Below are 25731 nucleotides of genomic sequence, written 5' to 3' on the forward strand. Positions count from 1 at the left end.
CGCTGCCACGCACAAACAAAAACGCCACCCGGTTACGGATGGCGCTTTGCAGTTCTTCTGGTAGGCATGGGTTGGCTACGTCTTTCGCTATGCGGCCAATCCGCATTTTGTGACTAGATATAGACAAGTAGCACCCCGCCATACCCTAAAGTAGATGTCATGTATGCATGCAACGTAGAAACACCCGCAGGTATCATTACTGTCGGACTTGAATCTCCGTAGTGTTTGATGATCGCGCCGGTTTCTGAAGTGATCTTCAACGCTGACCAATCAAGCATGATAAAACTGATATTCCTTGCCCTGCCATAGTAACCGATTGACATCGATGATACGTGGCGCTCTACTCGCGAACTAGCGGGTCTCGCATTCACGAACCATGGCCTAACTACATCGCCAATAATTCGCTCGGCGTAAACTGTTCCTCTAACAACGCAGTCTTGTTCGATGGTGCAGTTACCTATGACCATGTTTCTCACATAGCCACCTTCGGCTCGTAGCCGGTTGGTATACAAGCTGCCATCACTGTAGATGATGGTGTGCCATCCCCATCCCCAGCCACCATATGGTCCACCTTTGCCAAATCCAGCGGCGCCACCGGCCATGAAGGCGTTGCCCATGTCTATCTGGCCACCAGTGATCAGCGGCGAGCTAATGCTACTTCCCGCTTTGATGTAATCAGCCGAGATCTTCTCTGAATGGATGATTTGGATTGCTGCAGCCTTGATGACAGCCTCACGGATGGCAATTTTTCCCCCATCGGTCACTCCGAAGATGATCTCTTTTTCGGTGGGCTTTGCTGGGTTGTAAATGGCGAAATGGGTCGCCGAGGCAATGAGCTCTTCAATTCGGGGGCTGGTAATGGCATACAGTCCTGAAGTGCTATGGAGTGGGCCCACCATGCCATTCTTGTTGACGAAGCGGACCCAGTAGAAGGCTGCAAACCCCTTTCCTACCGGGTCTGAGTAGACGTTCGCCAACGTCGTGCCAATGGCAACTGCACTGGCAGGGTTATCCACTTCAGACCGCAGTATCTCGGCGTAGGAATGCCCTTTGTAGGCCGGCGCATCCCAAGTAAGAGTGATGGTGTGGAATGCCCCATCGGCCGTCACTCCTGCAGGTGCCACTGGCTGCTGTACTCCAGACCAGTTTTGGTCGCCAGAATTACCTGGCGGTATCCCTGGCACAATCTGGCCAGAACCATTGCGCCGCAAGTTCACCAATCCAAGCAATGCGGCTTCACGCAATGTCAGAGCCTTATCAAGTCGATCCCCCTTCTGCCCGGTCAGGATCTGCATGTTCTCTGTCAGGCCCTGCTGCGTATTGCTGGCACGAAAAGTCGGCTTACTCATGATGCAGCCACCTCAGCAATGCTGCCCCCCAGAAGGATTCGCTCTACCGCTGCAGTTCCCGTTACCTCCACCTGCCAACGTTGGCCTCGTAGTGGTGGCAATCTAAAGGCAGTTGCCGGTACCTGACCAAGAGCCAGCTCAAAGACCTTGTTCCCATCCACCAGAAGAGCAAAGCCTACCAAGGTAAGGTTCTCTCCCATCAAGCGTGCGGCCGCCAGGCGCTTTCCCGGCGGCAAAACAAACACCTTAGAGCGCCATCGCATCGATAATGGCTCAGTTCCACCCCGCCACTGGAACAGGTGGTTTTCCTTGGCAAGCATGAGCGCATCCAACTCCATGTCAGGCACAGCGGCATCCCAGCGCCCGGAGAGCCAGCGTAAATCCCCTGATTTAGGGTCGAACACAAACCCATGAGTATCGGTCAGGGCAACGTACTTACCCTCGCTGTACCAGGCACGAAGTGTATGGGGCTGCAGTTTCTGCCACTGCGAGCGGGTGATAATGCCCTCCGTCACCACATGACCGCCGTCGGCCCCGACCCCAACCAACCCATCAGGCGACGCATAGAGCACCAGCCCATCAAGAGCCACCATGGAGCGGCTGCTGATACAGGCTTGCTGTATCGAAGAGAGTTTTTGCCCCGTGATAGAGGATGGAGATGCCCCCTGGAACAGGTAAGGATATCCCTTGGTGCCAACCACCAATGCAGTGTCGATAGCGGCAATAGCCACAATGTCGTGCTCAGTGGTCAGCTTGTACTTCTCTGGCCATGCATAGGGCAGATAGGGCTCGGTAAAGAGCACGGTATTGCCAACAAACCCAGCACTGATGCCGTTTGCCATCTGGCAGATCCCACGTAGCTTTTCGGGAGGCATGGCATACCCGTAGGTCTCAAGAACCGGCCCAAGCTCACCGCTCTTCTTGCTGTCGCTGTAGGTCATAGCCGCAATAGGAAGCTCCGCAACCAGCAGATAGTCCGCTAAACCGCCCCCAGAAACAGATCGGTAGAGCCGGCGGCGAGTGATATTGCTGTTGTTGGTAGGCACTGGTGACAAACCCACAACGACGGTGGATCCCGGAATGGTGACCGTGACCTTTCCACTTGCCGGACCAGGAGATCCTTCTTCACCAAGCCCCGTGACATAGGTCTCTACGTAGAAGCGGGTCTCATCATCCGTAGGGTCATCATCTACTCCACCCGCTGGCGGGGTAATAGACTGCATATTTGGTGGGATGGCGGGAGCCGGTACGCCCAGTCGGAACCATGCAGTGGGCTTAATGGTTCCACCAGTCGCGATGGCGTCATAAGTGATTTTTGGAAACTCACCGTCAGTGAAGTAAACCCGGTTGTAATGATCTTGCGCGATGGGAGAGCGCATGACCTCTATCTGTTTATTCCAGGCAAACCAATGATCGGCGTAGTAGTGATAGAGCGTTTGAGGCTTAGCAGGCAATATTTCGCAAACTTGCATATCCGCATGTATGGGGGCCACGACACCATGATCAAAGTGACAATCCTCTGCCAGGGTCGCTGCCTCATCAGGCAATAGATGATCTGCCACGCTGGGGGTCATCCCTCGCATGGTCACAATATCAATGGTTAACATAATTTATTGTGCCGTAGACCTTGGGCATTAACGCCGCCCTTTCGTGCTGGCCTGATTGTCTCGCATCGCCAGCATCGAGGCGTCAGACTCGGTGCCAACAGACAAGGCCTGAGTGAAAGATTGAAGATGCAGCTGCCCCCGGGACGCATTAGCTGTCACTTCGGAGTCACGCATAAATGCCCGGTACATGATCCAATCCAAGCAGGGCGTGATATAGCGATCATCAACCTGAACCGTTGCGCCCGATTCAACCATCGCTTTCGTCAAGGGGGAAGGAAGAATGCTGAGTACCAGCTCGATACTCACCCCCTCTTTCACCCCTGGGTAAAGCCAGAATGCTGTGATGTTGGTTGGCTCATGGATATAGAGCTCGGCCTCTTCACCACCAGAACTACTGGCCCAGCCAGGGATCAGACTTTCCAGGTCTGCACGGGCCACGTACCGGATAGACTTGCCTGTGCGTGTATTTCGCTCGATGTCGATCAGCTTGATTGTGCCCACAGGCGCTGTCTGTCGGGTGCCGGCGGCACAGGAGAAGGACTGCGTCTTAATGAAGATGTCCGGTCTTGCAGTGGCAATCGCTGAGATTGCGCTGTTGTAGTAGGAGATCAAATCCTCTATCCCCCACCCGATGCGCTGCGTATCCGTTAACTCACTCGATGCTCTATTCAATAATTCGCTGACCAGCATGACTCACCTCGCATCAAAAGAAGTGTCGCTTTCGGACGGGGGTCTGGATCCTGGCACTTTCGGTGTGCTCAATGCGAAACCGATAGGCTGCGCGGATCCCGTCATAGAACTTGCGCCGGTTGGTTTGAGCCAGTTCATGGTTGGTCCACGGCTTGGCTTGCAACTGCTGCAAGAGAGAAGCGGCCCCACAAGCCAGCTCATGCGCGTAACTCTCAACCAAGGCGGCGGGGATCAGCGTTGCGGTAGGCAACGGCTCAATAGCTCCGATGATGCAAACCTGGTTAAGAGGCGCCATAAAGCGAATGGACTCGGTGGACTGCACATGGAAGTGCTGACCAGGCGTCAACTCATGGCCTTCAGCGGTAATGCGATGGATCACTGACCCAGTCACCTGGGGCGCCCGCACCTCCTGTCTTGCCTGGCGATTGATACTGCTGGTCGTCGCAAAGCTCACGGTTTGGCCCTCGAAGACATGGTCGAACGTGCACTCCAGATGTACCAACATGCTCTCTTTGCAGAAGATGATGGCAGCCTCTATGAGATAGCCATGTACCAGGGCGTCTGCGCCTTCTGTATGCGGCAGGTGAAGAACCCGCTGGCGAACCAGCGGGATCAGGGTGTCCGGACTAACCAGACGGCTATCCAGCACCGGCACCATTACTCACCACCTTGACCGGCGGCCTGCTTGGCTTTCAGGGCATCACGCACTCTCAGCCGGTAATCCCCAACCTTCTCCTGTGCTCCTTGCGGGGTAATGTCCAGGTCTTCCCCTACCACCAGCGTCGCCAGCTGAGTAGAGGTCAACTTGGACAGGTCTCGCCCGCCTACTACCATGCTCTGCTCTTCGGCAAGGCGCGCAGCAGCTTCTGCTTGGCGCTCCAGCTCGGCAGCTGCCGCTAAAGCGACCTGCTCCTGACGTTCCAGTTCGTCAGCCAGATGCTCAGCCCGGATCCAGACCGAGGGGAACTCCAGCAGCTGCATGGCAATGTGGCTCTCGATATCCACAGACACATGGCGCGGAAACACAAGGCGGCTCCCGGTCACGGTGTCTTTCTTGCTCGGCTTTTCGCCGATGTACACCACAGCAATTTTGTCGCTCACGGCAATAACTCCAATCCTGAAATGAAAAAGCCCGGCACAGGGCCGGGCGCGGAGGTGCTGGCAGCCTTAGAGGTTGCCGACCACCTCATAGTGCAGCTTGAGCTTGGCGGTACCCGTTGCAGCGCCGCCGCCAATGGTGAGGGTGATCTCCTGCCCCTCCTGCGTCATGAGGTCATCCACCGGGTAATACTTGGCGACTTCAGCTGCGGTCCCCTCTGCTTTGATGATGGTGGTATCTCCAATCTTGGCTGTGATGGTGGTGTTCGCCCCCAGCGCGGTAGTGAACAACGTTACCCCCACGACCTTCAGGTTGGGCTCAACCTTGTCGCCGAACGCAACGACATCGCCTGCCGGCACGGCGGCCAACTTGGCCACCAGGGTCGGGGAAATAGAGAGGTTGCCGAAGGCACCGACAAACCAGCGGTACACTTTGGCGGTCAGGGTAGTCTTGGCCATGACATGGCTCCTTATCGAGTCAGATAGAGAAAAGGGGCCTTGAGGCCCCTTCCTGCAGGTACTTAACGGCCGACCGGGCTCACCGCGGTATCGAGTACCATGCAACCGTGGTCCTGGATGTTGCCGTTACGCTGCTTGAAGCGGATCTTCTGCAGACCGGATACCCAGTGGATGGAGATCTCGGTGCTGTTGCCGTGGTCGGTTTTCTCTTCGTGCATGCCAAAGGAACCGCCCTGCTCGCCTGAACCAAATGCGTTGGCCAGCGCCTGCCCACCCAACAGGACCGCGCGGTCGATGGTGGTACCGGCAACCTTGTCCACTTCAGCCCCGGTTGCAGAGTTCGCGTCACAGACCTTCACAACGCTGTCCTGGTTGAAACGAATGGGCATCCCCTTGTACTCCTTGACCAAGATGCCACGCCACATGGCGCCCTCGCCGCGGAAGATGGGATGGTTCCAACCCTTTGCTCGCTCGGTGGCTGCGACCTGCATGGCCTGCCAGTCCTTGCCAGAGCTGGAGGTGTAGAAGTCATGCCACTGGCGCGGGGTGACGTAGAGCACGAAGAGTGGCTCTCCACCGGAGGGGTCAGAGGCCATGCGGATCGGCTGGATGGGGTTCGCCATCTCGGACAGGAACAACGCCATGTTGTCTACGCAACCGAGGTTGAAGCGGTCTGCAGCATCGATGGACTCGAAGGTCGTCGCATCACCGCCGAAGAAGTGACGCTCGTAGGTCGGTGCCGTGATGGGGTTGATCATGATCTCGGCGAACTCCTCATCATCCTCCAGCGGCAAGATGATATCGGTAGCCGCGTAGTCGCCACGTGCCCCAGCCAGCTGAACAAAGCCGCGCTGGTCAACCAGGCGACCATAGTAGCCATCTGCCAGCAGCACCCGGGCGGTCTTGATGAGATCGTGCTTGGTGCGCTTCTGGCTCATCTTGCCACCAGCATCCACACCATGGCGGGACTGGTTGATCTTCAGCGAGAAGTCGGCGAAAGAGAGACTTTCCAGACGACCAGCCAGCTTCTTGTCACCCATGGTCGGGCGGCCAGAGAGCTGATGGAACAGCTGCATATCTACTTCGTCACCGGCTGTTTTACCGAGATCAGAGATACGCACTACCGGGGCTCCTGCACTGGTCTGCTTGCCACCGTTGATCTTGACCCCTTTGGGGGCCTCTTCGGTCAGCATGTTCACCAGCGAATGGGAGCGGTTGGCTGCAGTAAACAGGGCGGCCTGCAGAATCTTGTTGGCTTGCGCCGTGGTAATTTGGGTCATGAACCTCTCCTACAAAAACAAAAGCCCCGACGTGGTAGTCGGGGCTTTCTTGTAACGTGGATTGTTGATTTAGAACCCGGCCTGCTCCAGCAAAGCCTCCATCTGGGCCTCAGACATGGAGCTCATCTCACCGATAAGCTCTGCCTGGGACATGGCGCCGTAGCGCTCCATCCCAGTAGCTGGAGCATGATGGGTTTGGCCGAGAGCTGACGGACTGGACGGGATAAAGTCTGCAGGCTTGTCTGCATCCTTACTGGGTGCCTTGGCAGGAGGAGGAGCGACCTCATCGCCAAAGGCCAGTTTGGTGCGTCGTGCAACCTCAGCAAAGCGTGCCTCGAGGGACTTATCGCTCCATGCCGGGTCAACCCGCAGCTTGTCATCGATAGCCAGGGCGAAATCAAAGCGGTCCTGGTCTTGATCACGCCACTCGGCCAGCTCGGGGACCGCCTGCAGCGCGGCCTGAACGGGGTTTGCCGTGGGTTGATCGTGTTGCAGTGCTGCCTGTGACTCCAGCTTGTGGAGCTTGCGGGCAACTGCCGTCAGGGCTTTACCGATCTCCGGGTAGTCCTGCGCCAGCAGATCCAGCTCGTCCGGGCTGATGTCATCAGGATCGACATCGGGATTGATCCCGTGTTTATCCAGCAACGCCTGCAACTTATCCCTTTCAGCCTGAACCTGCTGCGCACTGGCCAACTGCTCCCGCAATTCCTTGGCCTCATGGCGTGCATGTTCAAGCACCTCGTAAGGGATGGTGTGTTGACCGCCTTTCGCCAAGATCACCTTCTCAGGCTTGTTGGCTGCGTCATCGCCCTCCTGTGCCGTACTGGTTACCGTGCTCTGGTCGGTGCCGGCTGCCCCCTCACCCGCCGACGGCGCGGGTTCTACGTCCGTTTGCTCGGTAGCAGTGCCATTGTTCAGCTCGACATCGGGCGCTTGCTCGATTTCTGCCAACATGGCTTCCAGTTCATCCAGGCTCTCAGTTCCGGTCAGGTTATCGATGCTCGTTTTCATGGTCGTCCTCGTAGGTTTTCGCGGGTGGTATCGCTGCCCAAGCGGGGGAACGCTCTCGCAAAAGCGCTCCCCGGCGAGGGCCGGATACAAAAAAGCCCGCACAAGGCGGGCAATAGAGCATATCACTACGGTGAGGTAAGGACTCGTGTGAGATTATTTGGGATTTAGTCTCTACTCACAACTGTCACATGTGACAAACGAAAAAGCCCAATCTTGATAGACTGGGCCATGTTGAGAACATCCTAACGCTGGCTGTTCAAATAATCAACTTCCACTATTGTCCAGGTACAACCGGTGGAACTGGCAATACCGGAGACTGAGGTATCACTGGCTCTTGAGGAACGACGCTCCCATCTCCAACCGTCACTCCTTTGGTTGGGCCGGACAACAAAGTTGTTGTCGTTGTTGTTGTTACCGGTGTTCCACCCGACTTCTTCACAGTTTCTTGTTTAGTAGTAGTCTGAGCATCGAGACTTGAAGCATACAACAACCATTTATCAGCTAAGTTAGCAACAATCTCATCCTTCATTCCGTTCATTTGCAGTTGGCATAAATAGAATCCCCCTGCGATCAAGAATGAGGTTTTCTCAGTCGACACGTTTAAAGCTCTAGTCGCCTGAATTATCTCATTTTTCACCTTCACCAAGTCCGAACTAGACGGATTCGAGGGTAAATTTGCAATTGCTTTTACAATCGTGTCGTTTACAGAGATATCATTTTTTGTCTGCTTATCTTCAGATGTGATGGCCAGTTGCATACACATTTTTTGGCCAGGAGCCGGACTAACTCCTGCTGAAAGATTGCTATCCCACACAACCAACTTTGCACCATTATTATTTTGTATTGAGTGTGTGCTACAACCCGATACAAAGATGGTAATTAATATGCACATGAGCAGTTTCATACGACCTCCTTGTTTGAACAGCCGTTTGAACATAGTTCATGCAATTATTTTCAACGTGACTCCTGTCAAAGTTCAATACCATCAATCTGCTGCTGAATGGTTTCCAGTAGCTGAGCCTGCAGCACCGCCTGTTCGCTCTGAAGTGTCTCCTGCTCCGCTGCCAGTCTCTCCATCTCCTGCAGGGTCTTCCCGGTCTGTGCTTGTTTGAGCGCATCCTCAAACCGAATGGAGTCGGTCAACTTGCTGATGCGCTTCGCCTCCTCTTGCCACTTGGCTGCTTTGGCTTCCAGCTCTGCGAGCTTGGCCTGCATTTCACGCATCGCCAGGTCTTGCTGCAGCTGCGTTTGCTCCGCCTGTTGTTCGGCCGCCGCGCGTTCTTCATCGGTCATTTCGTCCGGATCTTTCTGGATGCCCAGCGCATTGCGGATCCGCTCTACAAACTCCGCTTTACGCGGCACATCCATCAGCTCCACGAGCAAGTCAAAGCAGGCAGCAGCCGCTTCTGGCGGCAGCTGGGCCATCGCCTGAGTCATCCGCTCGGCCAGTTGCTGCTTGTAGGCAGCAGTCTGCTGGATTGGCGCCAGTGCGATATGCGCCCGTAACCGAGTCACATCGTTGGTCAGTTGGCCATCCTCCGCCTCGACGTTGATCACTACCGCCTTACGCCGGCGTGGGTCATCCCGGTTGATAGTCACCTTGTAGTTGCGCTTGTTGGCCATGTCTTCCAGCAGGTATGACAGGGCCAGCTGGCCTACGAGCTGGCAGCCCATCCGGTAGTTGTCGTTTATCTCAGAGAGCGTCGTGGCGCCCTGTTCCACCAGGTTGCTTATCGCCACACCGGATTGGCCTGTTGTACCCTGCCCCAGGAATGCTGCGTAGACGCCCATAGTGTCCTGGATGAGCTTGACCGAATCCTGCATCACCTCGAACTGCTGGGCTGCCACGTTGAAGTCCTGCTCAACCTTGAAGGCATCACTCACGCTGGTTTTGTTCTGGCGCTCCGGGTTGAGCTCAATGTAGCCATCAGGGCGCTCAACCTCTTCCAGCACCTGGGCTCGGCTCATGTTGGTGGCGTCCTTGTCCATGATGACGCGCTTGGCCTGCAGCAAGAAGGTCAGCTTGATACGGCGCAGGTTAACCTCGTCCTGTGCCGGCATGGCCCGGGCAATCAAGCCATAGGGCTCTCCGGTGCGATCCTTTCGATATCCCCAGAACGGGACCAGGGGATACATGTTGTGGGGAGCTGAGCAAGGACGGTCTACCAGGTGATGAGGGCCGACAAACCAGGACTCTCGGATTACGGCCACCGGGCGGCGTTCAACCCTGGCTCTGCCCATCGCAACAGCAGCGCGGTGCAGTTGGTTGCCCTTGTCGAACTCCAGTGCTCGACCCGAATCGAGCAACAGCACTTGGCGCGTGGTGTAAGTCCGGTAGTAAACCACCTGCAGCAACACCCGGTCCCGTTCTCTACTACACCACTCCACCTCTTTGCTGCTGAACTGGCTCCACTCCTCATACGCACTGACCAAGTTGGGATCCATCCCTTCAATGGAGGTCAGGTTCACAATATCCGCCCAGTCATTGATGCTGCGCTCCAAGATGTCCGCTTTGCTCGGGAGCATGGTCTTGGCCTCATCCACATCAAACCAGCGCCGGCGCATCAGCCATCGGCAATCGCTCAAGTCAGGCTCGCGGCTATGCCAGTCCCAGAACACCTCATCCCGGTGGACGTTACTGAACTTGTAGCGCGGACCAAACGGGTCATCACGGCGACAGACCTCAATCCACTCCAATCCCGCTTTGATTTGGCCGGCGTAGGCCCCTCCCCGGGCGCGGTCTAACCCGCCAAGCCGGCACATATCGGCGTATTCCGCGTTCACAGCTTCGGCCAACAGCTCGATCTCTTCGTCGTGGTCATCGGCGATCACCATCAGCTCAGTCCGGCTCTTGGCCTCCATGCCCAGTACCCCATCAATGGTTGGGGCGATCAGGTTGTGCATGGTGATGGGTTGGCCACGCTCTTTGAGCACCTTGCTAACCTCGGGAGGCAGCTGATCACCGTCGTAGTAGGCACATGCGCGGTTAGCCATCGAGCGCCAGTCTGGCTGGCCGTTGATGTCGCTCATCAATTTGAGCAGGCGTGCGGTATCGAGGCCGCCTTTTTCAGGGGCCTTGGGCTGGGCATTGATCATCAGTTGGCCATCCAATGCTTAGGTTTACGGGCGGATTCAGGTTTGACGATGCGAGCAGGCATTCTGGCCCGCATTTCTTGGGCAATCATGTAGCTCATCAGCTGGTCGTCGTAACAACCTTCCTGAGCGTTCATGCAGCCGTTCTTGTCGTAGACAAAGGTGGTTGCTTCGGAAATGGTGCCGATCCAGCGGATCCCCGATTGGCCGGCACGCAGCAGGGTCTTGAGGCCATCAACCAGGAGTGGCTTGGATTGCCGGGTAGTGAGCCAGCCCAAGCGGGGTGTCTCATCATCTCGATCACGGTCGATGTGCTCTTGGGTGTAGATACGGCGGATGGGGTACAGCTCTCGCAGCTTGAGCACCACGGCATGGCCATGGTTGTTGCGCTCTGGGCCGATGTAAGCAGGGCCATGCTCTGCACTGCCATAGAACTTGCCTACGTGAGCCAGCAGTTGCGCAAAGAGCCCGGGATCTAGGTGTCCATACCAGTGCGCTACCTGACGACCATCGCTTCTAGCCACCACATCTAATGATGACCGGTCACCGTGTTCAAGCCCCTCTGCCACGTCGCCGCCGATGGCGTAATCCTCATCAGGATCGGGCAGCTCCCACACCAGCAACATGTTCTCAAGCGACCGCTGACCCTGCTCGTCCAGTCGCTCTGGCTTGCGGGCCTTGTGGCGTGTGCCGGTAACTGGGTCGATGTCATAGACGATGAGTGGCGCAATACAGTCACCTTCAGCCTCCATCGTCACTATCGGGTCGAACACCCGGCGACCAGAGGTCAGAAACGCTTCTAACGGCGTGCTGGGAAACTCCTGCTTCATCTCAGTGCCCAGGGTCGCCTCTTTGAGCACATACCATTGGCGCTGTTCATCACTGATGGTACAGCCCATCGCCTTCTCTACCGCGGCGAAGTATTCCAGCTGGGCTTTGCTGGCCACCACACCGGATGCCGGCACTTCGTCGCGATACTTGGGGTCTTGCCACCAGGCGAAGAAGTGAAATTTCCAGTCGAGCTGGCTGAGTTCGCCGCCGGTTCTGCTGAGCTCCAGCGACTTCATGCTCATGGCGTGGAAATCGCCGCCCACACCTTCAGCCGTTGACTCGATGAATGCCACGGCGCCCGGGTGGATGGCCTGCAGGGTACCAGTGCGAACCTCTTTGGCTTTCTCGGGGTACTTGGCACAGATCTTCCCGTGTTCAGAGACATGCAGGCGCTGAACAGTGCCCGAGCGGAAGGACGTGGCCACCTGAATGCTTGAGCCGTGCCGGAACAGGATGTGACCGCCGTTTGCCCCGCCACGCCGCGCCACGACCGGGAACTGGGCTTTGAGCCAGCTGGGCAGGTTATCGAACGGGACTTCAATCTTGGTTCGGTAAATCTCGCCTGCTGCAGCCAGGTCCTGGGCGATGATCCCACACTTGAGGTTCTTGTTGAACAGCGCCTCATCCAGCAGATAGATATCGATGGCCGTGGAGAACCCCAGCTGCCGCGCCTTGAGGATGATGTTCAGCCACCACATTGTCTTGAACAAGAGCTCTTGCGCCGGGCGCAGCCGGAAGCGCACCAGCTGGCCTTGCTCATTCTCGATCATGTAAAGGTTGTTCATCCGCCACCACTTATCGCCGAGCTTCGAGCGGATGTAGGCCATCTGCTCCTGCTCAGTCATGGCGGAGATGTCGGGTTCGATCATTGGTGGATCTCAGGCAATAAAAAACCCGCCGAAGCGGGTTAGTCTTTAAGATTGAACAAGTTTGCTTGCTATATATGCAATGCAAGAAACCAATGAAATTAAATTTGGCAAAACCCCATCTCCAAAATCAGGGAATTTTATCGCACAAACAACATACGCCCTGAAATAGTCAAGTGAAACGTATAATTTTGCACGCAACGGGTATTCAAATAACTGGCGCTCGTCACAATTAAAGTATGTATTAAGACTACCAAAATCGATTACGATTGGATGCAGTGAGTTCAGTCGCACCTCACTATAAACACTACTATTTTCGCTTAAACTAATTAGATACGCAGAAGGATTGCGCGCAAGAGAAACACTTATTACCGAAAATGGACTCTTTACTTTATCATTTATCGCATATCTAATTGATGCGCATGATAATCGGCATTTTTCAAATACAATTTGAGTTATATTATCCCTAATATCATGTGATATCTGCCAGTGTCTCCACCAAAAAAATATCATTATTGATAACATTGCATATTCTAACCACTCTGGCCGGCTAAATTTTAACTTCGCCCCCAGCATACTGAGGTCACTTGACATCTGGCCGCCAGCTATTGAATAGATGAGTACTATGCTGGCAGCAACCATCAAGTTTTTACGGTATTGTCTTTCTAAATCTTTGTTATCAGACATTGTGGTTTGCCTACTTGATGTCGGTAGGTAATTCTATCAGATTCAAGAGTTACTCATCAGCCCCCCAGTCCCCATTCCCTGTAGCTCAGATACCATCTCGCTGACTGGCGTGGCCTCACTGCCACCATCCTTCTCCAACCTATCAGCCTCAGCGGTCAACTTGCGGGTAGCCGCCTCAATGCGCTTGGTGTCGGCCTTAATCTTTGGCCCAGTTACCTCATCAATCCGCATCGTGCTCAGGGTGCGCTCGATGGACTCAATACGCTGGATGTTCCGGTCGAGGGCCTGCTCAGCTTTCAGAAGCTTTTCATAGAGGGCGAGCCTGTCGGCCATCTCGGTTGCCGCAGCGAGATCTTGCTGCAGTGCCTTCAAGGTCTTGGTGACAGAGATAACGCGTGCCCGGGTGAATATCAGCTCGTCCCTCAGTCTCAACTCCTCGGCCTGGTCGAACAGTTCGGGCGCATCGAGGAACTGCGCGTAACCGCCGTGGGTCAGTGCTGGCCTGTCGCCGGGGCGCCACTGATTGGGGGGATTAGGATTACCAGAGTTGCCATCCGTGAAGCGGCCACCACAGTCACGACCGTTGGTATTCGGGTTTTGGCCTCTGTCCGCCAGGCGTTGCGTGGATGAAGATGACTTTCTCTCTCTTCCCTCTCCCCTCTTGGCCTTGCCTTCATTCCCCTTGGGTTGCGCATTCTTCTCAGAGTGCGCAATTGTGCGCACTTTGGACTGCGCACTTTGCGCATTGCGCACATCTGAATGCGCAGTTTGCGCAGTTCGAAACTTGATATGGCGCCGCGCAGATTGGTAGTTGAGGCCTCGTTTCTCGCACCACTCTTTCACACTGATGCCAGAGGCTGCGTGCTCAGCAGTGAACTCCTCTTGCATAGCAAGCCAGTCGATTCGGGCCATTTATACAGACAACTCACCTTCAACAACAGTGTCTCCTGGTACTGGCAGATGAGTCGCAGATACCTCCACAGCGACGCCAGTGTTCAAGAGCACCAGTGCTGTATCGCCATCGTGGGACAGGATACCGTGTACAACGCCGGTCATTTTCCCAACACGCTCCAGATCTTCATTCCAGTTCATCCATTCCCCCACAAACAGAAACCCCGCCTATCGGCGGGGCTTTGTGGCAGACAGAGCATCGTAGGCCCGCTCGCACGCTAGTCCTGCAGCTCGAGCTCGGTCATATGCTGCAGCCAACTCTCCCGCTCGAGCATCAGTCCGGCTGAGCAGGTCGGCGAGCACCAGGGCAGACTGGCCTGCTGCCTGGCCTCCTTGGGCAGTACCGGGATTGCCGGCGCACTGACTGGCTCGGCTTGCCAAGCGGCGGGCTTGTTCGCGCAAGCTACCAGCGACAGCATTAGCGGCAGCAGCATCATCTTCAGCCCGAGCGATGTCTTGTTCTGCATCTCGTCTCACCTTCTCAATTTCACCCTGACGGCGCTGTTCTTCTTCACGCGCCAATTCCAAGCTTCTGGCCCTGGCTGCAGCGAGTTCTGCGGCCTGTCGATCCCATTTCGCTTGCCACTCAAGTCGCTCAGCCTGCTCCCCAGCGCGATACCCTTCGCTGTACCGGTACTGATACAAGGCCAGGCCTGAGCCCAGTAAGATTGCAACGACTAGGCCTCCAGCGACATAAGGGGCGGCCTTGGCATAGCTACTCGGGGTCATGTTCCACCCTTGCACTGCGCATTCAGGCGCAGCCGGTCTGCCCAGAGGCCACTACACACCCGGTTACCAGGCACAGAGCAGTCCTGGCTGCCGGCACGACGAAACAGCAGGATCGCCTCGCAAGCACCTTCATAGTCACCAGCATTGAGGCGCTTCACTATCGTAGAGCGACAGAACGCCCCCTGGCCGATGTTGTGCGACAGCTGGACGTAGGCGTCGTACTCATACTGGTAGAGCGGTACCTTGATGCAGCCTTTGAGGGCGTTCTCGAACACGCGGACCTCACGCAAGCTCCTGTTGATGGCCTGGAGCGGAGTGATCTTGTCGCCTCGCTTCACCCCCTCGGTACTACCGGCCCCAATGGTGGGTACCTGCCAGCCGTGAACCGGATCTGGGTATGCTTCCAGCTTGATGTTCTCTCGATTCAAGATCCCCACAAAGCCGGCTGCGGAGAGCGTCAGTGCGGCAACGGCGACGCGTACCTTGCTCATTTTCCCCCTCCCCGGTTAAGCCGAGGCCGGATGATGTTGCTCCAAATAAACCACCCCATCTGGACCACAATCCAGACTAGCGTGGCCGCAAGCACCCAGTCATTGAGCGAATAGCCCGCCAGAGTCATTGTTGAGACAATGACAGGCGGGCCGGATTTTACGGCAACCCCTGAGACCACTGCGGCCGTTGCCACCCCTTCCTCTTTGCTCATCCCTCCCCCCCAGAAACGACAAAGCCCGCACGGGGCGGGCTAGAAACAAAAAGGCCAGGGTCGGTAAGACTCTGGCCATCATTGGGAGATGCTAACGCTGAGTTGATGAGTATTCAACCATCAACTTGAGCTAAGACTCCGATGGATATAAGCGTCATAGCAATACGGCTCACCATTTTTATCCGGCTTCCGTTCAGAAAGAAAGTTGATAGTGACAATTTTGTTTAGCTGCCACATGTGGAATGGGCGCTCCTGAGTACAGGTATATGTTACCCGATTGGCCTCATCAATGAATGTGATCCCTAGTGAGTCATATCCATCATACTTATCACTACCATTCCCCAAAAGGGCCTGGTCTGCATCCAGAACTATGACTGGTTTGTATGGCCCCACATAAATATTACTTTGGGCTTTGTCATATAGCCGATTAGATGAGAGCTGTACGGTAGCCGTTCTTAGGCTAGGGTCTGGCAAGACGATCTCAACTCCAACCTTACCAACAACCTCTTTGGGTAATGGCTTATATACCGAGATCATGGTCTCATCTTTCATGAGGCTTGCAAAATCACTTGCAGACCACACTTGTTTATTAAATACGCTCATCCCATTTCCCCTGAACAAAAGCACGGAGCACAAAATCAATACAACGAATAGGATTGATCCCCATATCTTTTTTCTCATGACCACGTCCCATCTGGCTTAAACTGCTTGGCTCCATGGCTAAGCCCACTAGGTGATATCCCAGAAACAGGCTGTTGACGTCCTCCCTGCTTTCTCCACAACGCATAGTCGCTTACACCTGACAAGCGCCCCCTCCACCCTGTTGATAACCCAACATGATGCAGAGCTTCATATTCACCATTCAATAACGTGTAAACTTCCTTATCTGCGCCCTTTCGAAGAGAGCCCAAATTTTCCTCTATCTGGGCCGTTACACTATTATCCTTAACTACATTACTATAATCCGTCCTGGTTAAAAATGCTTTCACTGTCACATTGAAATACTTAGCCATTTTCATGGCTAAACTACTCTCAGGATTTACCTCTGAGTCATTTTTATATGAATTAATCTGCGTATATGGATGGGCATCAACTCCCATTCGGCAAGCGAAACTATGAAGGATACCATCTTTTGCAAAAATATCGGGCTTGATACTGCTCAAGTTCCCCACAGATATATCAATATCTGGCTTTGCGCCATAGTTTACAGAAACTCTATTTGGTAGGCCATGACAGTACAAATAGAGATCCTGTATTTTCACATTTTCTCTATCTCGGTTAAGTAAAGCGACAAAGTCTCCTAGCGAACTTATCCGCTTAATTTCACAGCCATACTTAGCTTTGTATGATTCAATTACCCCAAGCTCAAGGTCAGTATACCCACTCTTCACATACGCAATTACTGTGTTATCTGCCTTTCTTAATCCTGAGTTTAGCTTGTGTGTTGCTCCGGCCATAAACATCATCTTCAATAAAAAGCTGCTATAGTGCTCTTCTGACCCAATCACTACTATATTTTCTTTCTTAACAGCTTTTACTTTTACTTCAGCACGTTCTTTTTTATCTGTAGGGCTTAACTTTGACTCCCCTACTTTTTTCCATTCACTTTCTGCCACGTCACGACTCCTTCACTTCGATCGAGACAGTTTCCTCTTCAAAAGCTGACACTACATGGGTGTGACCAGTGTCATCCGTTTTACCGTACTCGATATTTCCATTAGCACGAATAATACGGTATTCCACATTTGACAGCGGCTCACCTGTAGCTTCATTTCGTATGACAAATCCCTCATCAAACAAGCTAGCTATTTTTAATGGTTCACCAGCTGATGGCACAATATCACCGACAAATACTGTACCTGACCCGATGATGACCCCTCCACAATCGACTTCTCCACCAGTGATAGCTAACGGTTTGCCGTTTACTAGCACCGTTGTTGATCCTGACGCAATTTTGCGTGGGTGTGGAGGGTTATTAGGCTTGTCATGTGGCTCTAGTGGATCACCAACTCTCGCTGCAGGTACCCCATCAATGAAAACATCTGGTGAGCCAGCTGTAATTTTGGTTGGCGGAAAACCATCATGGTCGGTTCCGATATTACCAACCTTGGCTGCATTCTTAGACACGTAAAATCCTTTTGCCCCAAATGGAAATCATCATATCGAATGATTCTTTGCTTTTGAAGCGTTATGTCCATATGGCTCCTCTATAAACTGATATATCAGTTGCTTGAAGCTATCTAAGCAGCCCACTCACCGCATTTCACAAAACAAAAAGCCAAGGATCACTCCTTGGCTTTTCAACTTCCTAGCGCCTTAGATCAGGAAGCTTTCAAGAGCGGTACCGTTCTCTACCGCATGGGCAATCGCCTTGGGCATACGGCCTTGGCCAGTCCAGGTTTTCTCTACACCATCTTCGGTGTATTTGTACTTGGCAGGACGAGGAGCCCGGACGCGCTTAGCTGAGGTCTCCTTGGCGCCTTTACCTTCACCAGCACCCAGCAGTTCGCTCGGGTCAATACCGGCTTGCTCCAGCATTGCTTGGAATTCGGCCAATTTAGCCTGGCGCTCTTCCTGCTCTTGCATGACTTTGAGCTCAGCTTCCTCGCGCTCCTTGAAAAGCATATCCAGCTTTTCCTTTGCTTCGGTCAATTGCTCAAAGCTCAGTTCACGCAAAGCAGCACGCAGACTACGTTGATTCAAAAAAACCTTGATAAAATCGCTCATGTTTTCTCTCTTAAGATGATCGTCTTGTAATTAAGTTGTACTTGCGATTGGTTGCGTCATTAGTCTTCATTGACGGCAATCATAATAGTTATCTTATGATAATCGCAACGGTAAAAAATGAAAGATGCTTATATATTTAAATATGGGATGCAGATGCGTCATATCTCGCCACTTCAGCTAACCATTCAAGCGGCCCCATCCAAACACCTGCTGTTACTGATTGTAGATAGTCTTATCTGCTGTGTAGAAAGAATGCCAGTCATGTATAGCATGCTGGCATTTATGATGTTAATTTCTCGTCTAGTAACAAGGTATCCGTCGTGGACCAACTATGGTGTTATGGCTATACGTTTTCTCCAATGTGATACTAGTAATGCAAGGAGACACAAAGGTCCTAGCAGAAAAATTAGAATCAAACTCGCCATCATCTTCATGAACTTGCGATCTAAGGTTGCTTCTAGGGAGCCGTCATACACTACCCGCTCACTCCCATACCAGTAATCAATGATCCGCTGAACCGCATATCTGCTGTATGGATAAAGCAGAGCCACTCCAAACATCACCATCACTTTGCCCAAGAAATGGAAGCTTGGCACAATGTGTATTGGTTTGGTTGAAAACAAAATTAGGACGGCTGGAAGGATTACAAAGATACAGCTCGATACAATAAGCTGTCGCTTAATAAACCAACGGGGTAGTAGTAGAAGTGTTTGGTTTTGTGTCATCTCATCTTCCTGTATCGCTCTACCTGCTGCAAAAAGTAGGTTTGCATTTCCCCCTTGTAATTCCCGGCCTCGCTCTCGGCAGGAGTCTTGATTTCAGGGTTCTTCTCCTTCCACACGGCATAGGCGGCAGCCTTTTCTACCTCTACTCTGAGTTGTTCATCTTTCGGCAAGACACACAGATTGAAAGACATTGATGGCTCCAAACGCAGAATGTGGCAACAGCTTACCTGATCCGGAGTCATTTGCTCCACGGTGATCTTCATCATGGGTGCAGCTATACTGTATTTATATACAGCACAATAGAGTCCTAACCATGTTTGCAGTACCTGAACTCGATTCGCCAACACTTGAGATCCCCTTATATCTGTCCCCTGCGGCCTGTGGTTTTCCATCCCCTGCTCAGGACTATATCGAACAGACGATCGACCTGAACCAACTATGCGTGGAGCATCCGGCAGCCACCTTCTATGTCCGAGCCAGCGGGCACAGCATGGTGCAGGCAGGAATCAATGATGGTGATCTGCTGATCGTCGATAGGGCACTCAAAGCACGTCATGGCGCCATTGTGCTGGCCTGTCTTGATGGCGAGTTCACAGTGAAGCGGCTGCAGGAGCGTCCGTATCCTGCGCTGATGCCTGCCAACCCGGACTTTGCTCCCATCTATCTGCAAGAGGGACAAGAACTCGAGATATTCGGGGTCGTTACCTTCGTCCTGCACAAAACCAAGCTGGGGTAAGCCATGCCCCACGTGATTGCCCTGGTCGATGTGAACAACTTCTACGCCTCCTGCGAGCGGCTATTTCGCCCCGACCTCAAGGGGGTGCCGATCGTCGTACTCTCCAACAACGACGGCTGTGTGGTATCCCGCAGCCCAGAAGCCAAAGCCATTGGCATAAAGATGGGAGTCCCCTACTTCCAGATCCGCCAGTTCTTTGAGGCGATGGGTGGAGTCTGGTTCTCCAGCAACTATGCCCTCTATGGCGACATGTCGAACCGAGTCATGACCGTGTTGGAGGGGATGGCGCCGACAGTTGAGGTCTACAGCATTGATGAGGCCTTCATTGAACTGAGCGAAAGCTGGGCTGGCGACCTGCTGGAATATGGTCGCCAAGTGCGGGCACGTGTGCAGCAATGGACCGGGCTCACCGTTGGTGTTGGCATTGGCCCCACTAAAACCCTGGCTAAGCTGGCCAACTACGCCGCCAAGAAATGGCCAGCCACCGGTGGAGTGGTCGATCTACGTGATGAGGCAAGGCGGGCCAGGTTGATGGCTATCACCCCGGTCGAGGAAGTTTGGGGCATAGGCCGGCGGCTGACAGCCAAGCTGGAGGCTCAAGGCATCAAGACGGTCGCAGACCTCGTTGCTGCCGACCCCAAGAGTCTACGGAGCCGGTATGGCGTAGTCGTCGAGCGGACAGTACAGGAGCTGCGGGGGATCCCCTGTGCAGACCTCGAGCAAGTAGCCCAAGCCAAACAGCAGATCATCTGCAGCAGGAGCTTCGGCGAACGCATCACAGCAATTGGCCCTATGCATCAGGCTCTCGCCGGTTACATGGAAAGAGCCGCGGAGAAGCTACGGGCTGAGGGCATGTGCTGCAGCCATGTCACCTTGTTCGTTCGCACCAGTCCCTTCAATGAGAATGAGCCCTACTACGGCAAGCACATCAGTACCAGGGTCGCCATCCCTACCAATGATACCCGAGCACTGCTGGCTCTTATCCCCCCTCTCCTCTCACAAGTCTGGAGAGATGGTTACCGGTACCAGAAAGCCGGCGTCATGCTGGCTGACTTCACTCCCTCAGGAACCCAGCAGGGTGACCTGTTTGCAATGGAGCAGCAAGAGCCTCGCAGCGGGGCACTGATGCAGGTTATCGACAAGATCAATCAGGAAGGCTTGGGGAAAGTCTTCTTCGGTGCTCGAGGCAAAGATAACCGAGAGTGGATGATGAAGCGGGAACACCTTAGCCCCCGCTATACAACAAGCGTCCGCGAACTTCTCGCAGTTAAAGCATAACTCATGACCTGGCTATGAAATCGCCAAATGCTACTTGCATAAACCAATCTTCTAAACATAAGATTCCACTGCGCACAATGTGCCGCACAATGTGCAAAACCATATGCATGACAGGGACGATTTTACAGAGGCATGGAAAAAATGAATCCAAATGAAGAATTCATGAGGCAGCAACGACTTTCACAACTCATCCACGGATACTTCGGGGGGGACAATGATTACGTTGTCGAGGCCATTGCTGAGATGACTGGACAGAAGGTCACCGTTCGCAGTATCCAGGCTTGGCTGATTTCACCAAAAAAAGTGAGCTATCGCCGAGTACCAGATTGGGCGTTAAATGGACTTGAAGAGTACGTTCAACAACCAGGAAAAGCGGAAAAGCTGAGGGAATATAGAGAACTGTTGAATACTCGAAGATTTCAGGGGGGTGACCCAGTCACTGAAACGAGAAGGAACACTGCCGTTGAGTGTGCGACTCGCGAGATTGAGCTAAGTGAATATCAACAACGACAATGGGTTGACACATTTGGGCAATCTCAAGGAAAAATGCTGTATGAGCGATTCAACAAGCTTGAGAATGACCTGTCGTCACTTTCAAGTGCTTTCGGCTTAGTACTGCGGGCGATCGATGAAAGCCAAGATATCGAGCAGCTGAAAACCAAGGTTAATGACTACATCAGAACAAGAAGCCTATCCCAGCATTACGTCAGGCTGGCGCGTGAAGATATCGAACGTGGTTCTGCTGAATTCAGCAACGCTGAAGGGATTCCTACGCCAAAAACAGCATAATGGTTCGGGGGTTCCAAGCCCCCGAAATCTATATCTGCCCGGTCATTCAGACCGAACTCATCTCCCTCACCTGCCGGTCCATGATCCGCACCAAGTCCGACGCCTGGTGAATCACCTCGTCTACCAGTCGCTCTATTGCTTCGCTCATTGCCATTCCAAAGCGCCGTGACACGAGCTCAGCATCCGGGACCACTCGCCCGGTACCGTGACACTTCGGACACTCATCACCCAGTCGCAGACGCCTGCCGGTTCCCTTGCACTGCGGGCAGCGTCCGGTTTGCAGGATCTCATCGGCACAACGATCCCGGGCCGCACTCAATATCCCGTTACGCTCTGCCAGCAGGCGTCGGTACTCATGGTCGTTACCAGCCCGGTGAGCCCGCTTCGCTCTTTCCATCACCACCGATGCTCTGCGCCGCTCCTTATCAAAGTAAGGGTGCGATGACACCAGCCGGTCTAACTGTTCAGGCAGTGGGCGCCGAAGCAATATGGCCAGGGCCATGCCTGCAGCCTCTTCACTCCCCAGCTCACTCTCGAAGAAGGTAAGCAGAGCAACGATAGACTGCGGGTCAACAAGGTGATCGGCCATCAGGTATTGCAGCCCCTGTTCGTTTGACTTGGCCGCCACCTGCAGAGCGCCGATGAAGTCATCACGACCCAGGGCATTGAAGCTGCCGCTGGTTGGCTCATGGAGCGCCCCCTTGGGGGAGAACAGTCGCAATGCCATTTCCAGTGAGTTACTCATGAGTTGGTCCTCGTGTGGTCTTGGTCCTGATTAAAAGCAAATGGCTTATGCTGCGCCCTTGATACTGATAAGCCCCCGCACAACCCAGCTGTGCAGCTGGCGGGTCAACGCCGAATAAATCACCTCCTCTCGCTCCCCTGGTTCCCAGTCATAGGGAAGTCGGCCATCGATGGCATCATGGCAGGCAGAACATGCCTCAACCGCCACCAGGTCATCCCCCTTCAGGGCCATGCCATGCGGGGCACTCGGAAGGTGAGCCAGAACGGTAGTGTCGGTGCCACCAATACAGACACCGGGCAGTTGAAGCTTACAGAGCTGGCCGCGGGCGCCATCACGGAGCGCCTGAGAACGGATCGGGCTCGTCTCAAATCTCATCAGGCAAATCCCATTAGTTGAGTCACGGCCTCCTCGGCCTCGGCTTCAGAGCTGAACTGCAAACTGAGGACATAACGCCAGCAAACACCGAAGACTGCGCGATAGAGATCTGCAAATTCCTCCTGCCCCATCTTGGCGAAGCTAATGCTCTTGGCTTCCTTCCGTATGCCCCCATCCGGGAGTATCACGATGCTGTAATAGCCAGCCTCGACGGTGAGCCATTTACGCATCACCTCGAATGACTTCTCGGCCTGGGGGCCATGGCGTTCGACCCGGATACTGGCAAGCTGGTCTATGAACTCTTCTTTGGCTTGGTCTAGGGTTTGGGAAGCACCGAAGCGTGAGAGGTAACGAACGAAGCGATCTAAAATCCCCTGCTCTGCTGGCGAGACTAAGCCGCCAGTTGGCTCCCAGTAGTCGAAGGTCAGATTGAGCAAGGCAAAGAAGCGGCGGTGAAAGGCGGGATTACGGCGTCCCCTACCCTGTGCCTGGATAGTGGTACCAATAGGCATCAGCCGAATAACTTCTGCATCTGCCGGGGTGGATGGAACCAAAACCCCGCCAGACATCCTCAGCAAGGTCAGATCCACATCACCTCCTGCGGCTTATAACCACGGGGGGCCTATTGAGAATGCAGGAATTTCCGCAGGAGCAAACTGCGGATAGATCTCGGGTGTGTTGCCTGGTCATTGTCTGGGTCCTGTTGGTCATAAAAGCCGGGTGGTCTAAGTCCAGCAGGACCATGTTAAGGCGAAATAACGAGCAATGTCACGCTCTAGAGGGATAACCATTTGAAGCCCAACAGAAAATGGTAGATTATAGAAGCGTCTATTGGTTTGAAAAATGATGGAGTGAACATGCTCGATAAATTAATGACCTACATTGAATCAGAAAATTATATATATGCTCTCATAGCGATCGTAATAAGTCTTGGCTACAACTCATTAAAGTTTCTTGATGCATACCACATACAAAGAAAACGTCGTGTAGCTGATCTAGAAAATACAATAAAGAGCAAATATATAAGCCATACATTCAAGAATAAATTAAAGGAAGAAATCGAGTGTGAATACTTCAGACTTTCTTATGGCGTCAGGGCTAGAAAGCCACTGATAGATAAAGCATTTGAATTACACAGTGAAATCAACGATAAAATATCATTTGATCATTTTGCTAGAGCATTGAGGTTGACCCCTACGATTATCAAGAAATGCAATACATTTCAACTTAAAACCACAAAACTAGAATATGCATTTGGTCTATATCATGCATTTTTTGGTCTTATGTTTGTAGTTTTGGGGGTCACTATGTTTTTCAATCAATTATATACTGGCCCAATGACATTAGGATGGAAACCTCTATTTTTATCAGGAATAATAACTATAAGTGGAGTATACCTGATATCTATGAGTGGCCCGATAATATCTCTCATGGTAATAAACAAAGAGTTAAAAAGGCGGCATTGTAAATGCTTGAATGTCTCTTGATAAGAGCTAGTTGAACATAGCAACACAATAGCAATGCATGCTACCTTGCTTCATGTGTATGACAAAACCACACATTGTTTGATTTTCAAACAAAAAAGAGATCCTGATAAAAATCACCTATGAAAACACTCTGCCGTGGAGTTAAGATCATAGTCTACATCGCTAGTATTTATGCTTTGAGCTAAGTGACCAGAAACCTATGAATGAAATAAAACTTACCCGGATCTGCTTCAATACTGAACAATGGAAGCGTCCTAGCGGCGCATTTTGCAAAGGCACAGGTGATAAATTATTCGAATCTAAACACGGTTACGGCCTTGAAGAATGGCTCAGCAATGAGCTATTTGATCTTGGTGACTATCGTTATGGTTTTATTGAAGGAGTAAGAAATGCAGGGGAGAAACATATAGGAAAGGTATACGACCTAATATTATTCACATATTACGATAGAAAATATCATGTTGTAGGCAAGATAAAATCAGCTGAGATATTAAAACCAAGTGATATTAAATCGGCTACTTTGATGATAAAGAACAATGATAAGAATGGAGAAATAAAAAAACATTTAAATGGAATATCTACCTCTCCATACATGAGTGAGTTTAACACGGTATTTAAAGTTAATATTAGATTCAAACCGGAGAATTTAATTTGGTTTGACGAAAAAAGTGAAATTAATCTCAACCCTGGCTCTTGGCGATACAAGCTATACAGTCCAAATCAAGCCACCATAGAAACAATAAATCACATACACAGCGACCCGAAAGAAGTAGTCGGCGACCTACTCGAAATACTAAATCGAGAGTCAGACATGAGTGATTCAGAACGAGAGACCTTAGTTCTTGCTAGAGTAGGACAAGGAAAATTCCGTGAAAATGTAATTGATTTTTGGGGTAATGGTGAGAAATGTGCTGTTACGCTGATGGACATAAAAGACCTCCTAGTTGCATCACACATTCAAGCATGGCGAAATTGTGAAAGCACTGATGAGCGATTGGATGGAGCAAATGGTATACTTCTCTGTGCACATATAGACAAGCTTTTCGATAGACATATAATTACCTTCTATAAAAGAGGTAATGACTTTGTTTTGGTTTTATCAAAACACTATCAGAGATACAAAACAGACTTTCCTAAGTTACAGATTAAAATCGGCGAATCTCTAGCCACCACTAACCTAACGCCAGATCAAATCAAAAGATTAGACAGATATATGGAGAAGCATAATGCTATTTTTGAAGATAAAGAGAATAATAGTATCATGTAATCTTTTTATGCACATAAAGTAATCAGTGGGCATTTTTGAGTTGGCATCGCAATATTTGTGATGATATTTGTTTCCTTACATGTACAGATCTAGTTATCACCTGACACCGGCCTCAGGTCGGTGTATCCCCCAACCTTCTCAGCCAAACCTTGAGTCCGTAATCCCGCTTTCTAGTAGAGCGACTGGTGAAGCTGTATCAGTTAGCCACATACCAGTATAACGACAAGGCATAAGCATACTCGAACATT

General features: G+C 52.4%; 29 protein-coding genes. 5 read left to right on the forward strand and 24 right to left on the reverse strand.

Features of this window, described 5'->3' with window-relative positions; genetic code table 11:
* Positions 1 to 113: 113 nt before the first annotated feature.
* From NOM67_RS04545 to NOM67_RS04645, 21 genes are all read right to left on the reverse strand, one after another.
* The gene (locus NOM67_RS04545; protein WP_255934203.1) at positions 114 to 1349 is read right to left on the reverse strand and encodes a DUF3672 domain-containing protein; all 1236 of its coding nucleotides are present in this window, start codon (positions 1347 to 1349) and stop codon (positions 114 to 116) included.
* Entirely contained in the window at positions 1346 to 2956 is a 1611-nt protein-coding gene (locus tag NOM67_RS04550) for a hypothetical protein (RefSeq protein ID WP_255934205.1), read from the reverse strand. Before NOM67_RS04550 ends, NOM67_RS04545 begins: the two co-directional genes overlap by 4 nt.
* A gap of 27 nt (positions 2957 to 2983) precedes the next feature.
* Positions 2984 to 3646 (reverse strand): DUF6682 family protein, encoded by a 663-nt coding sequence (locus NOM67_RS04555; RefSeq protein ID WP_255934207.1) that lies wholly within the window; start codon positions 3644 to 3646, stop codon positions 2984 to 2986.
* 13 nt (positions 3647 to 3659) lie between these two features.
* Positions 3660 to 4304, reverse strand: a complete 645-nt coding sequence (locus tag NOM67_RS04560) for a hypothetical protein (RefSeq protein ID WP_255934209.1) — start codon at positions 4302 to 4304, stop codon at positions 3660 to 3662.
* Positions 4304 to 4747: a hypothetical protein gene (locus NOM67_RS04565; RefSeq protein ID WP_255934212.1), complete on the reverse strand. Its 444-nt coding sequence runs from the start codon at positions 4745 to 4747 to the stop codon at positions 4304 to 4306. The genes NOM67_RS04560 and NOM67_RS04565 overlap by 1 nt, the downstream gene beginning before the upstream one ends.
* Before the next feature lie 66 nt (positions 4748 to 4813).
* A complete protein-coding gene (locus NOM67_RS04570) occupies positions 4814 to 5203 on the reverse strand; it encodes a hypothetical protein (protein WP_255934215.1) in 390 nt (129 codons plus the stop codon).
* A gap of 62 nt (positions 5204 to 5265) precedes the next feature.
* A complete protein-coding gene (locus NOM67_RS04575; protein WP_139476915.1) occupies positions 5266 to 6483 on the reverse strand; it encodes a DUF4043 family protein in 1218 nt (405 codons plus the stop codon).
* Positions 6484 to 6552: 69 nt separating this feature from the next.
* Positions 6553 to 7494 (reverse strand): hypothetical protein, encoded by a 942-nt coding sequence (locus tag NOM67_RS04580; RefSeq protein ID WP_255934221.1) that lies wholly within the window; start codon positions 7492 to 7494, stop codon positions 6553 to 6555.
* Positions 7495 to 7768: 274 nt separating this feature from the next.
* Positions 7769 to 8398 (reverse strand): hypothetical protein, encoded by a 630-nt coding sequence (locus tag NOM67_RS04585; RefSeq protein ID WP_255934224.1) that lies wholly within the window; start codon positions 8396 to 8398, stop codon positions 7769 to 7771.
* 65 nt (positions 8399 to 8463) lie between these two features.
* Positions 8464 to 10590, reverse strand: coding sequence for a portal protein (locus NOM67_RS04590; RefSeq protein ID WP_255934227.1), 2127 nt, complete (start codon positions 10588 to 10590; stop codon positions 8464 to 8466).
* A complete protein-coding gene (locus NOM67_RS04595; RefSeq protein ID WP_255934230.1) occupies positions 10590 to 12287 on the reverse strand; it encodes a terminase in 1698 nt (565 codons plus the stop codon). Before NOM67_RS04595 ends, NOM67_RS04590 begins: the two co-directional genes overlap by 1 nt.
* Before the next feature lie 45 nt (positions 12288 to 12332).
* Entirely contained in the window at positions 12333 to 12971 is a 639-nt protein-coding gene (locus NOM67_RS04600; RefSeq protein WP_255934231.1) for a hypothetical protein, read from the reverse strand.
* Between the two features lie 42 nt (positions 12972 to 13013).
* Positions 13014 to 13883 (reverse strand): terminase, encoded by an 870-nt coding sequence (locus tag NOM67_RS04605; RefSeq protein ID WP_255934233.1) that lies wholly within the window; start codon positions 13881 to 13883, stop codon positions 13014 to 13016.
* Positions 13884 to 14063 (reverse strand): hypothetical protein, encoded by a 180-nt coding sequence (locus tag NOM67_RS04610; RefSeq protein WP_124241147.1) that lies wholly within the window; start codon positions 14061 to 14063, stop codon positions 13884 to 13886. It lies immediately after the preceding gene.
* A 27-nt stretch (positions 14064 to 14090) separates the two neighbouring features.
* On the reverse strand, positions 14091 to 14651 hold the full coding sequence (locus tag NOM67_RS04615; protein WP_255934236.1) for a DUF2514 family protein: 561 nt from the start codon (positions 14649 to 14651) through the stop codon (positions 14091 to 14093).
* Positions 14648 to 15142: a lysozyme gene (locus NOM67_RS04620; protein ID WP_255934237.1), complete on the reverse strand. Its 495-nt coding sequence runs from the start codon at positions 15140 to 15142 to the stop codon at positions 14648 to 14650. The genes NOM67_RS04615 and NOM67_RS04620 overlap by 4 nt, the downstream gene beginning before the upstream one ends.
* A 332-nt stretch (positions 15143 to 15474) precedes the next feature.
* Positions 15475 to 15957: a hypothetical protein gene (locus NOM67_RS04625; RefSeq protein WP_255934238.1), complete on the reverse strand. Its 483-nt coding sequence runs from the start codon at positions 15955 to 15957 to the stop codon at positions 15475 to 15477.
* A gap of 74 nt (positions 15958 to 16031) precedes the next feature.
* Complete coding sequence (locus NOM67_RS04630; protein ID WP_255934240.1) at positions 16032 to 16970, reverse strand: hypothetical protein; 939 nt, start codon at positions 16968 to 16970, stop codon at positions 16032 to 16034.
* Between the two features lies 1 nt (position 16971).
* Positions 16972 to 17481 carry a type VI secretion system PAAR protein gene (locus tag NOM67_RS04635; protein WP_219265359.1) on the reverse strand — a complete coding sequence of 170 codons (510 nt, stop codon included), beginning with the start codon at positions 17479 to 17481 and terminating at the stop codon, positions 16972 to 16974.
* A gap of 189 nt (positions 17482 to 17670) precedes the next feature.
* On the reverse strand, positions 17671 to 18081 hold the full coding sequence (locus NOM67_RS04640; protein WP_219265358.1) for an H-NS family nucleoid-associated regulatory protein: 411 nt from the start codon (positions 18079 to 18081) through the stop codon (positions 17671 to 17673).
* A 721-nt stretch (positions 18082 to 18802) separates the two neighbouring features.
* Positions 18803 to 19072, reverse strand: coding sequence for a DUF3283 family protein (locus NOM67_RS04645; RefSeq protein WP_233716031.1), 270 nt, complete (start codon positions 19070 to 19072; stop codon positions 18803 to 18805).
* Between the two features lie 47 nt (positions 19073 to 19119).
* On the opposite strand from NOM67_RS04645, the gene umuD reads away from it, so the two are divergent.
* From umuD to NOM67_RS04660, 3 genes are all read left to right on the forward strand, one after another.
* Positions 19120 to 19542 (forward strand): translesion error-prone DNA polymerase V autoproteolytic subunit, encoded by a 423-nt coding sequence (gene umuD, locus NOM67_RS04650; RefSeq protein ID WP_255934249.1) that lies wholly within the window; start codon positions 19120 to 19122, stop codon positions 19540 to 19542.
* Positions 19543 to 19545: 3 nt separating this feature from the next.
* Entirely contained in the window at positions 19546 to 20820 is a 1275-nt protein-coding gene (gene umuC, locus NOM67_RS04655; protein ID WP_305121617.1) for a translesion error-prone DNA polymerase V subunit UmuC, read from the forward strand.
* Between the two features lie 132 nt (positions 20821 to 20952).
* Positions 20953 to 21609 carry a hypothetical protein gene (locus tag NOM67_RS04660; RefSeq protein ID WP_255934252.1) on the forward strand — a complete coding sequence of 219 codons (657 nt, stop codon included), beginning with the start codon at positions 20953 to 20955 and terminating at the stop codon, positions 21607 to 21609.
* Positions 21610 to 21655: 46 nt separating this feature from the next.
* On the opposite strand, the gene NOM67_RS04665 is transcribed toward NOM67_RS04660, so the two are convergent.
* From NOM67_RS04665 to NOM67_RS04675, 3 genes are read right to left on the reverse strand one after another with little or no spacing between them, the layout of a single operon-like run.
* Positions 21656 to 22354 carry a TIGR02642 family protein gene (locus tag NOM67_RS04665; protein WP_255934254.1) on the reverse strand — a complete coding sequence of 233 codons (699 nt, stop codon included), beginning with the start codon at positions 22352 to 22354 and terminating at the stop codon, positions 21656 to 21658.
* Between the two features lie 45 nt (positions 22355 to 22399).
* On the reverse strand, positions 22400 to 22729 hold the full coding sequence (locus NOM67_RS04670; RefSeq protein WP_255934255.1) for a nuclease domain-containing protein: 330 nt from the start codon (positions 22727 to 22729) through the stop codon (positions 22400 to 22402).
* Complete coding sequence (locus tag NOM67_RS04675; RefSeq protein ID WP_255934257.1) at positions 22729 to 23319, reverse strand: DUF1367 family protein; 591 nt, start codon at positions 23317 to 23319, stop codon at positions 22729 to 22731. Before NOM67_RS04675 ends, NOM67_RS04670 begins: the two co-directional genes overlap by 1 nt.
* A 267-nt stretch (positions 23320 to 23586) precedes the next feature.
* Between NOM67_RS04675 and NOM67_RS04680 the strand changes: the two genes are divergently transcribed.
* The gene (locus NOM67_RS04680; protein WP_255934258.1) at positions 23587 to 24216 is read left to right on the forward strand and encodes a hypothetical protein; all 630 of its coding nucleotides are present in this window, start codon (positions 23587 to 23589) and stop codon (positions 24214 to 24216) included.
* A gap of 199 nt (positions 24217 to 24415) precedes the next feature.
* A complete protein-coding gene (locus NOM67_RS04685) occupies positions 24416 to 25483 on the forward strand; it encodes an HNH endonuclease (RefSeq protein WP_255934259.1) in 1068 nt (355 codons plus the stop codon).
* Positions 25484 to 25731 lie beyond the last annotated feature (248 nt).

This window comes from Aeromonas sp. SG16 (assembly GCF_024436135.1).
Lineage (GTDB): Bacteria > Pseudomonadota > Gammaproteobacteria > Enterobacterales > Aeromonadaceae > Aeromonas > Aeromonas jandaei.

Bases quoted from the DNA above. Each gene is read 5' to 3' on its own strand.
- umuC (WP_305121617.1), top strand. From the start codon at position 19,546: ATGCCCCACGTGATTGCCCTGGTCGATGTGAACAACTTCTACGCCTCC.
- NOM67_RS04585 (WP_255934224.1), bottom strand. From the start codon at position 8,398: ATGAAACTGCTCATGTGCATATTAATTACCATCTTTGTATCGGGTTGT.
- NOM67_RS04645 (WP_233716031.1), bottom strand. From the start codon at position 19,072: ATGATGAAGATCACCGTGGAGCAAATGACTCCGGATCAGGTAAGCTGT.
- NOM67_RS04660 (WP_255934252.1), top strand. From the start codon at position 20,953: ATGGAAAAAATGAATCCAAATGAAGAATTCATGAGGCAGCAACGACTT.
- NOM67_RS04670 (WP_255934255.1), bottom strand. From the start codon at position 22,729: ATGAGATTTGAGACGAGCCCGATCCGTTCTCAGGCGCTCCGTGATGGC.
- NOM67_RS04590 (WP_255934227.1), bottom strand. From the start codon at position 10,590: ATGATCAATGCCCAGCCCAAGGCCCCTGAAAAAGGCGGCCTCGATACC.
- NOM67_RS04580 (WP_255934221.1), bottom strand. From the start codon at position 7,494: ATGAAAACGAGCATCGATAACCTGACCGGAACTGAGAGCCTGGATGAA.
- NOM67_RS04575 (WP_139476915.1), bottom strand. From the start codon at position 6,483: ATGACCCAAATTACCACGGCGCAAGCCAACAAGATTCTGCAGGCCGCC.
- NOM67_RS04550 (WP_255934205.1), bottom strand. From the start codon at position 2,956: ATGTTAACCATTGATATTGTGACCATGCGAGGGATGACCCCCAGCGTG.
- NOM67_RS04595 (WP_255934230.1), bottom strand. From the start codon at position 12,287: ATGATCGAACCCGACATCTCCGCCATGACTGAGCAGGAGCAGATGGCC.
- NOM67_RS04625 (WP_255934238.1), bottom strand. From the start codon at position 15,957: ATGAGCGTATTTAATAAACAAGTGTGGTCTGCAAGTGATTTTGCAAGC.
- umuD (WP_255934249.1), top strand. From the start codon at position 19,120: ATGTTTGCAGTACCTGAACTCGATTCGCCAACACTTGAGATCCCCTTA.
- NOM67_RS04570 (WP_255934215.1), bottom strand. From the start codon at position 5,203: ATGGCCAAGACTACCCTGACCGCCAAAGTGTACCGCTGGTTTGTCGGT.
- NOM67_RS04640 (WP_219265358.1), bottom strand. From the start codon at position 18,081: ATGAGCGATTTTATCAAGGTTTTTTTGAATCAACGTAGTCTGCGTGCT.
- NOM67_RS04610 (WP_124241147.1), bottom strand. From the start codon at position 14,063: ATGAACTGGAATGAAGATCTGGAGCGTGTTGGGAAAATGACCGGCGTT.
- NOM67_RS04600 (WP_255934231.1), bottom strand. From the start codon at position 12,971: ATGTCTGATAACAAAGATTTAGAAAGACAATACCGTAAAAACTTGATG.
- NOM67_RS04605 (WP_255934233.1), bottom strand. From the start codon at position 13,883: ATGGCCCGAATCGACTGGCTTGCTATGCAAGAGGAGTTCACTGCTGAG.
- NOM67_RS04560 (WP_255934209.1), bottom strand. From the start codon at position 4,304: ATGGTGCCGGTGCTGGATAGCCGTCTGGTTAGTCCGGACACCCTGATC.
- NOM67_RS04620 (WP_255934237.1), bottom strand. From the start codon at position 15,142: ATGAGCAAGGTACGCGTCGCCGTTGCCGCACTGACGCTCTCCGCAGCC.
- NOM67_RS04665 (WP_255934254.1), bottom strand. From the start codon at position 22,354: ATGAGTAACTCACTGGAAATGGCATTGCGACTGTTCTCCCCCAAGGGG.
- NOM67_RS04685 (WP_255934259.1), top strand. From the start codon at position 24,416: ATGAATGAAATAAAACTTACCCGGATCTGCTTCAATACTGAACAATGG.
- NOM67_RS04555 (WP_255934207.1), bottom strand. From the start codon at position 3,646: ATGCTGGTCAGCGAATTATTGAATAGAGCATCGAGTGAGTTAACGGAT.
- NOM67_RS04545 (WP_255934203.1), bottom strand. From the start codon at position 1,349: ATGAGTAAGCCGACTTTTCGTGCCAGCAATACGCAGCAGGGCCTGACA.
- NOM67_RS04615 (WP_255934236.1), bottom strand. From the start codon at position 14,651: ATGACCCCGAGTAGCTATGCCAAGGCCGCCCCTTATGTCGCTGGAGGC.
- NOM67_RS04680 (WP_255934258.1), top strand. From the start codon at position 23,587: ATGCTCGATAAATTAATGACCTACATTGAATCAGAAAATTATATATAT.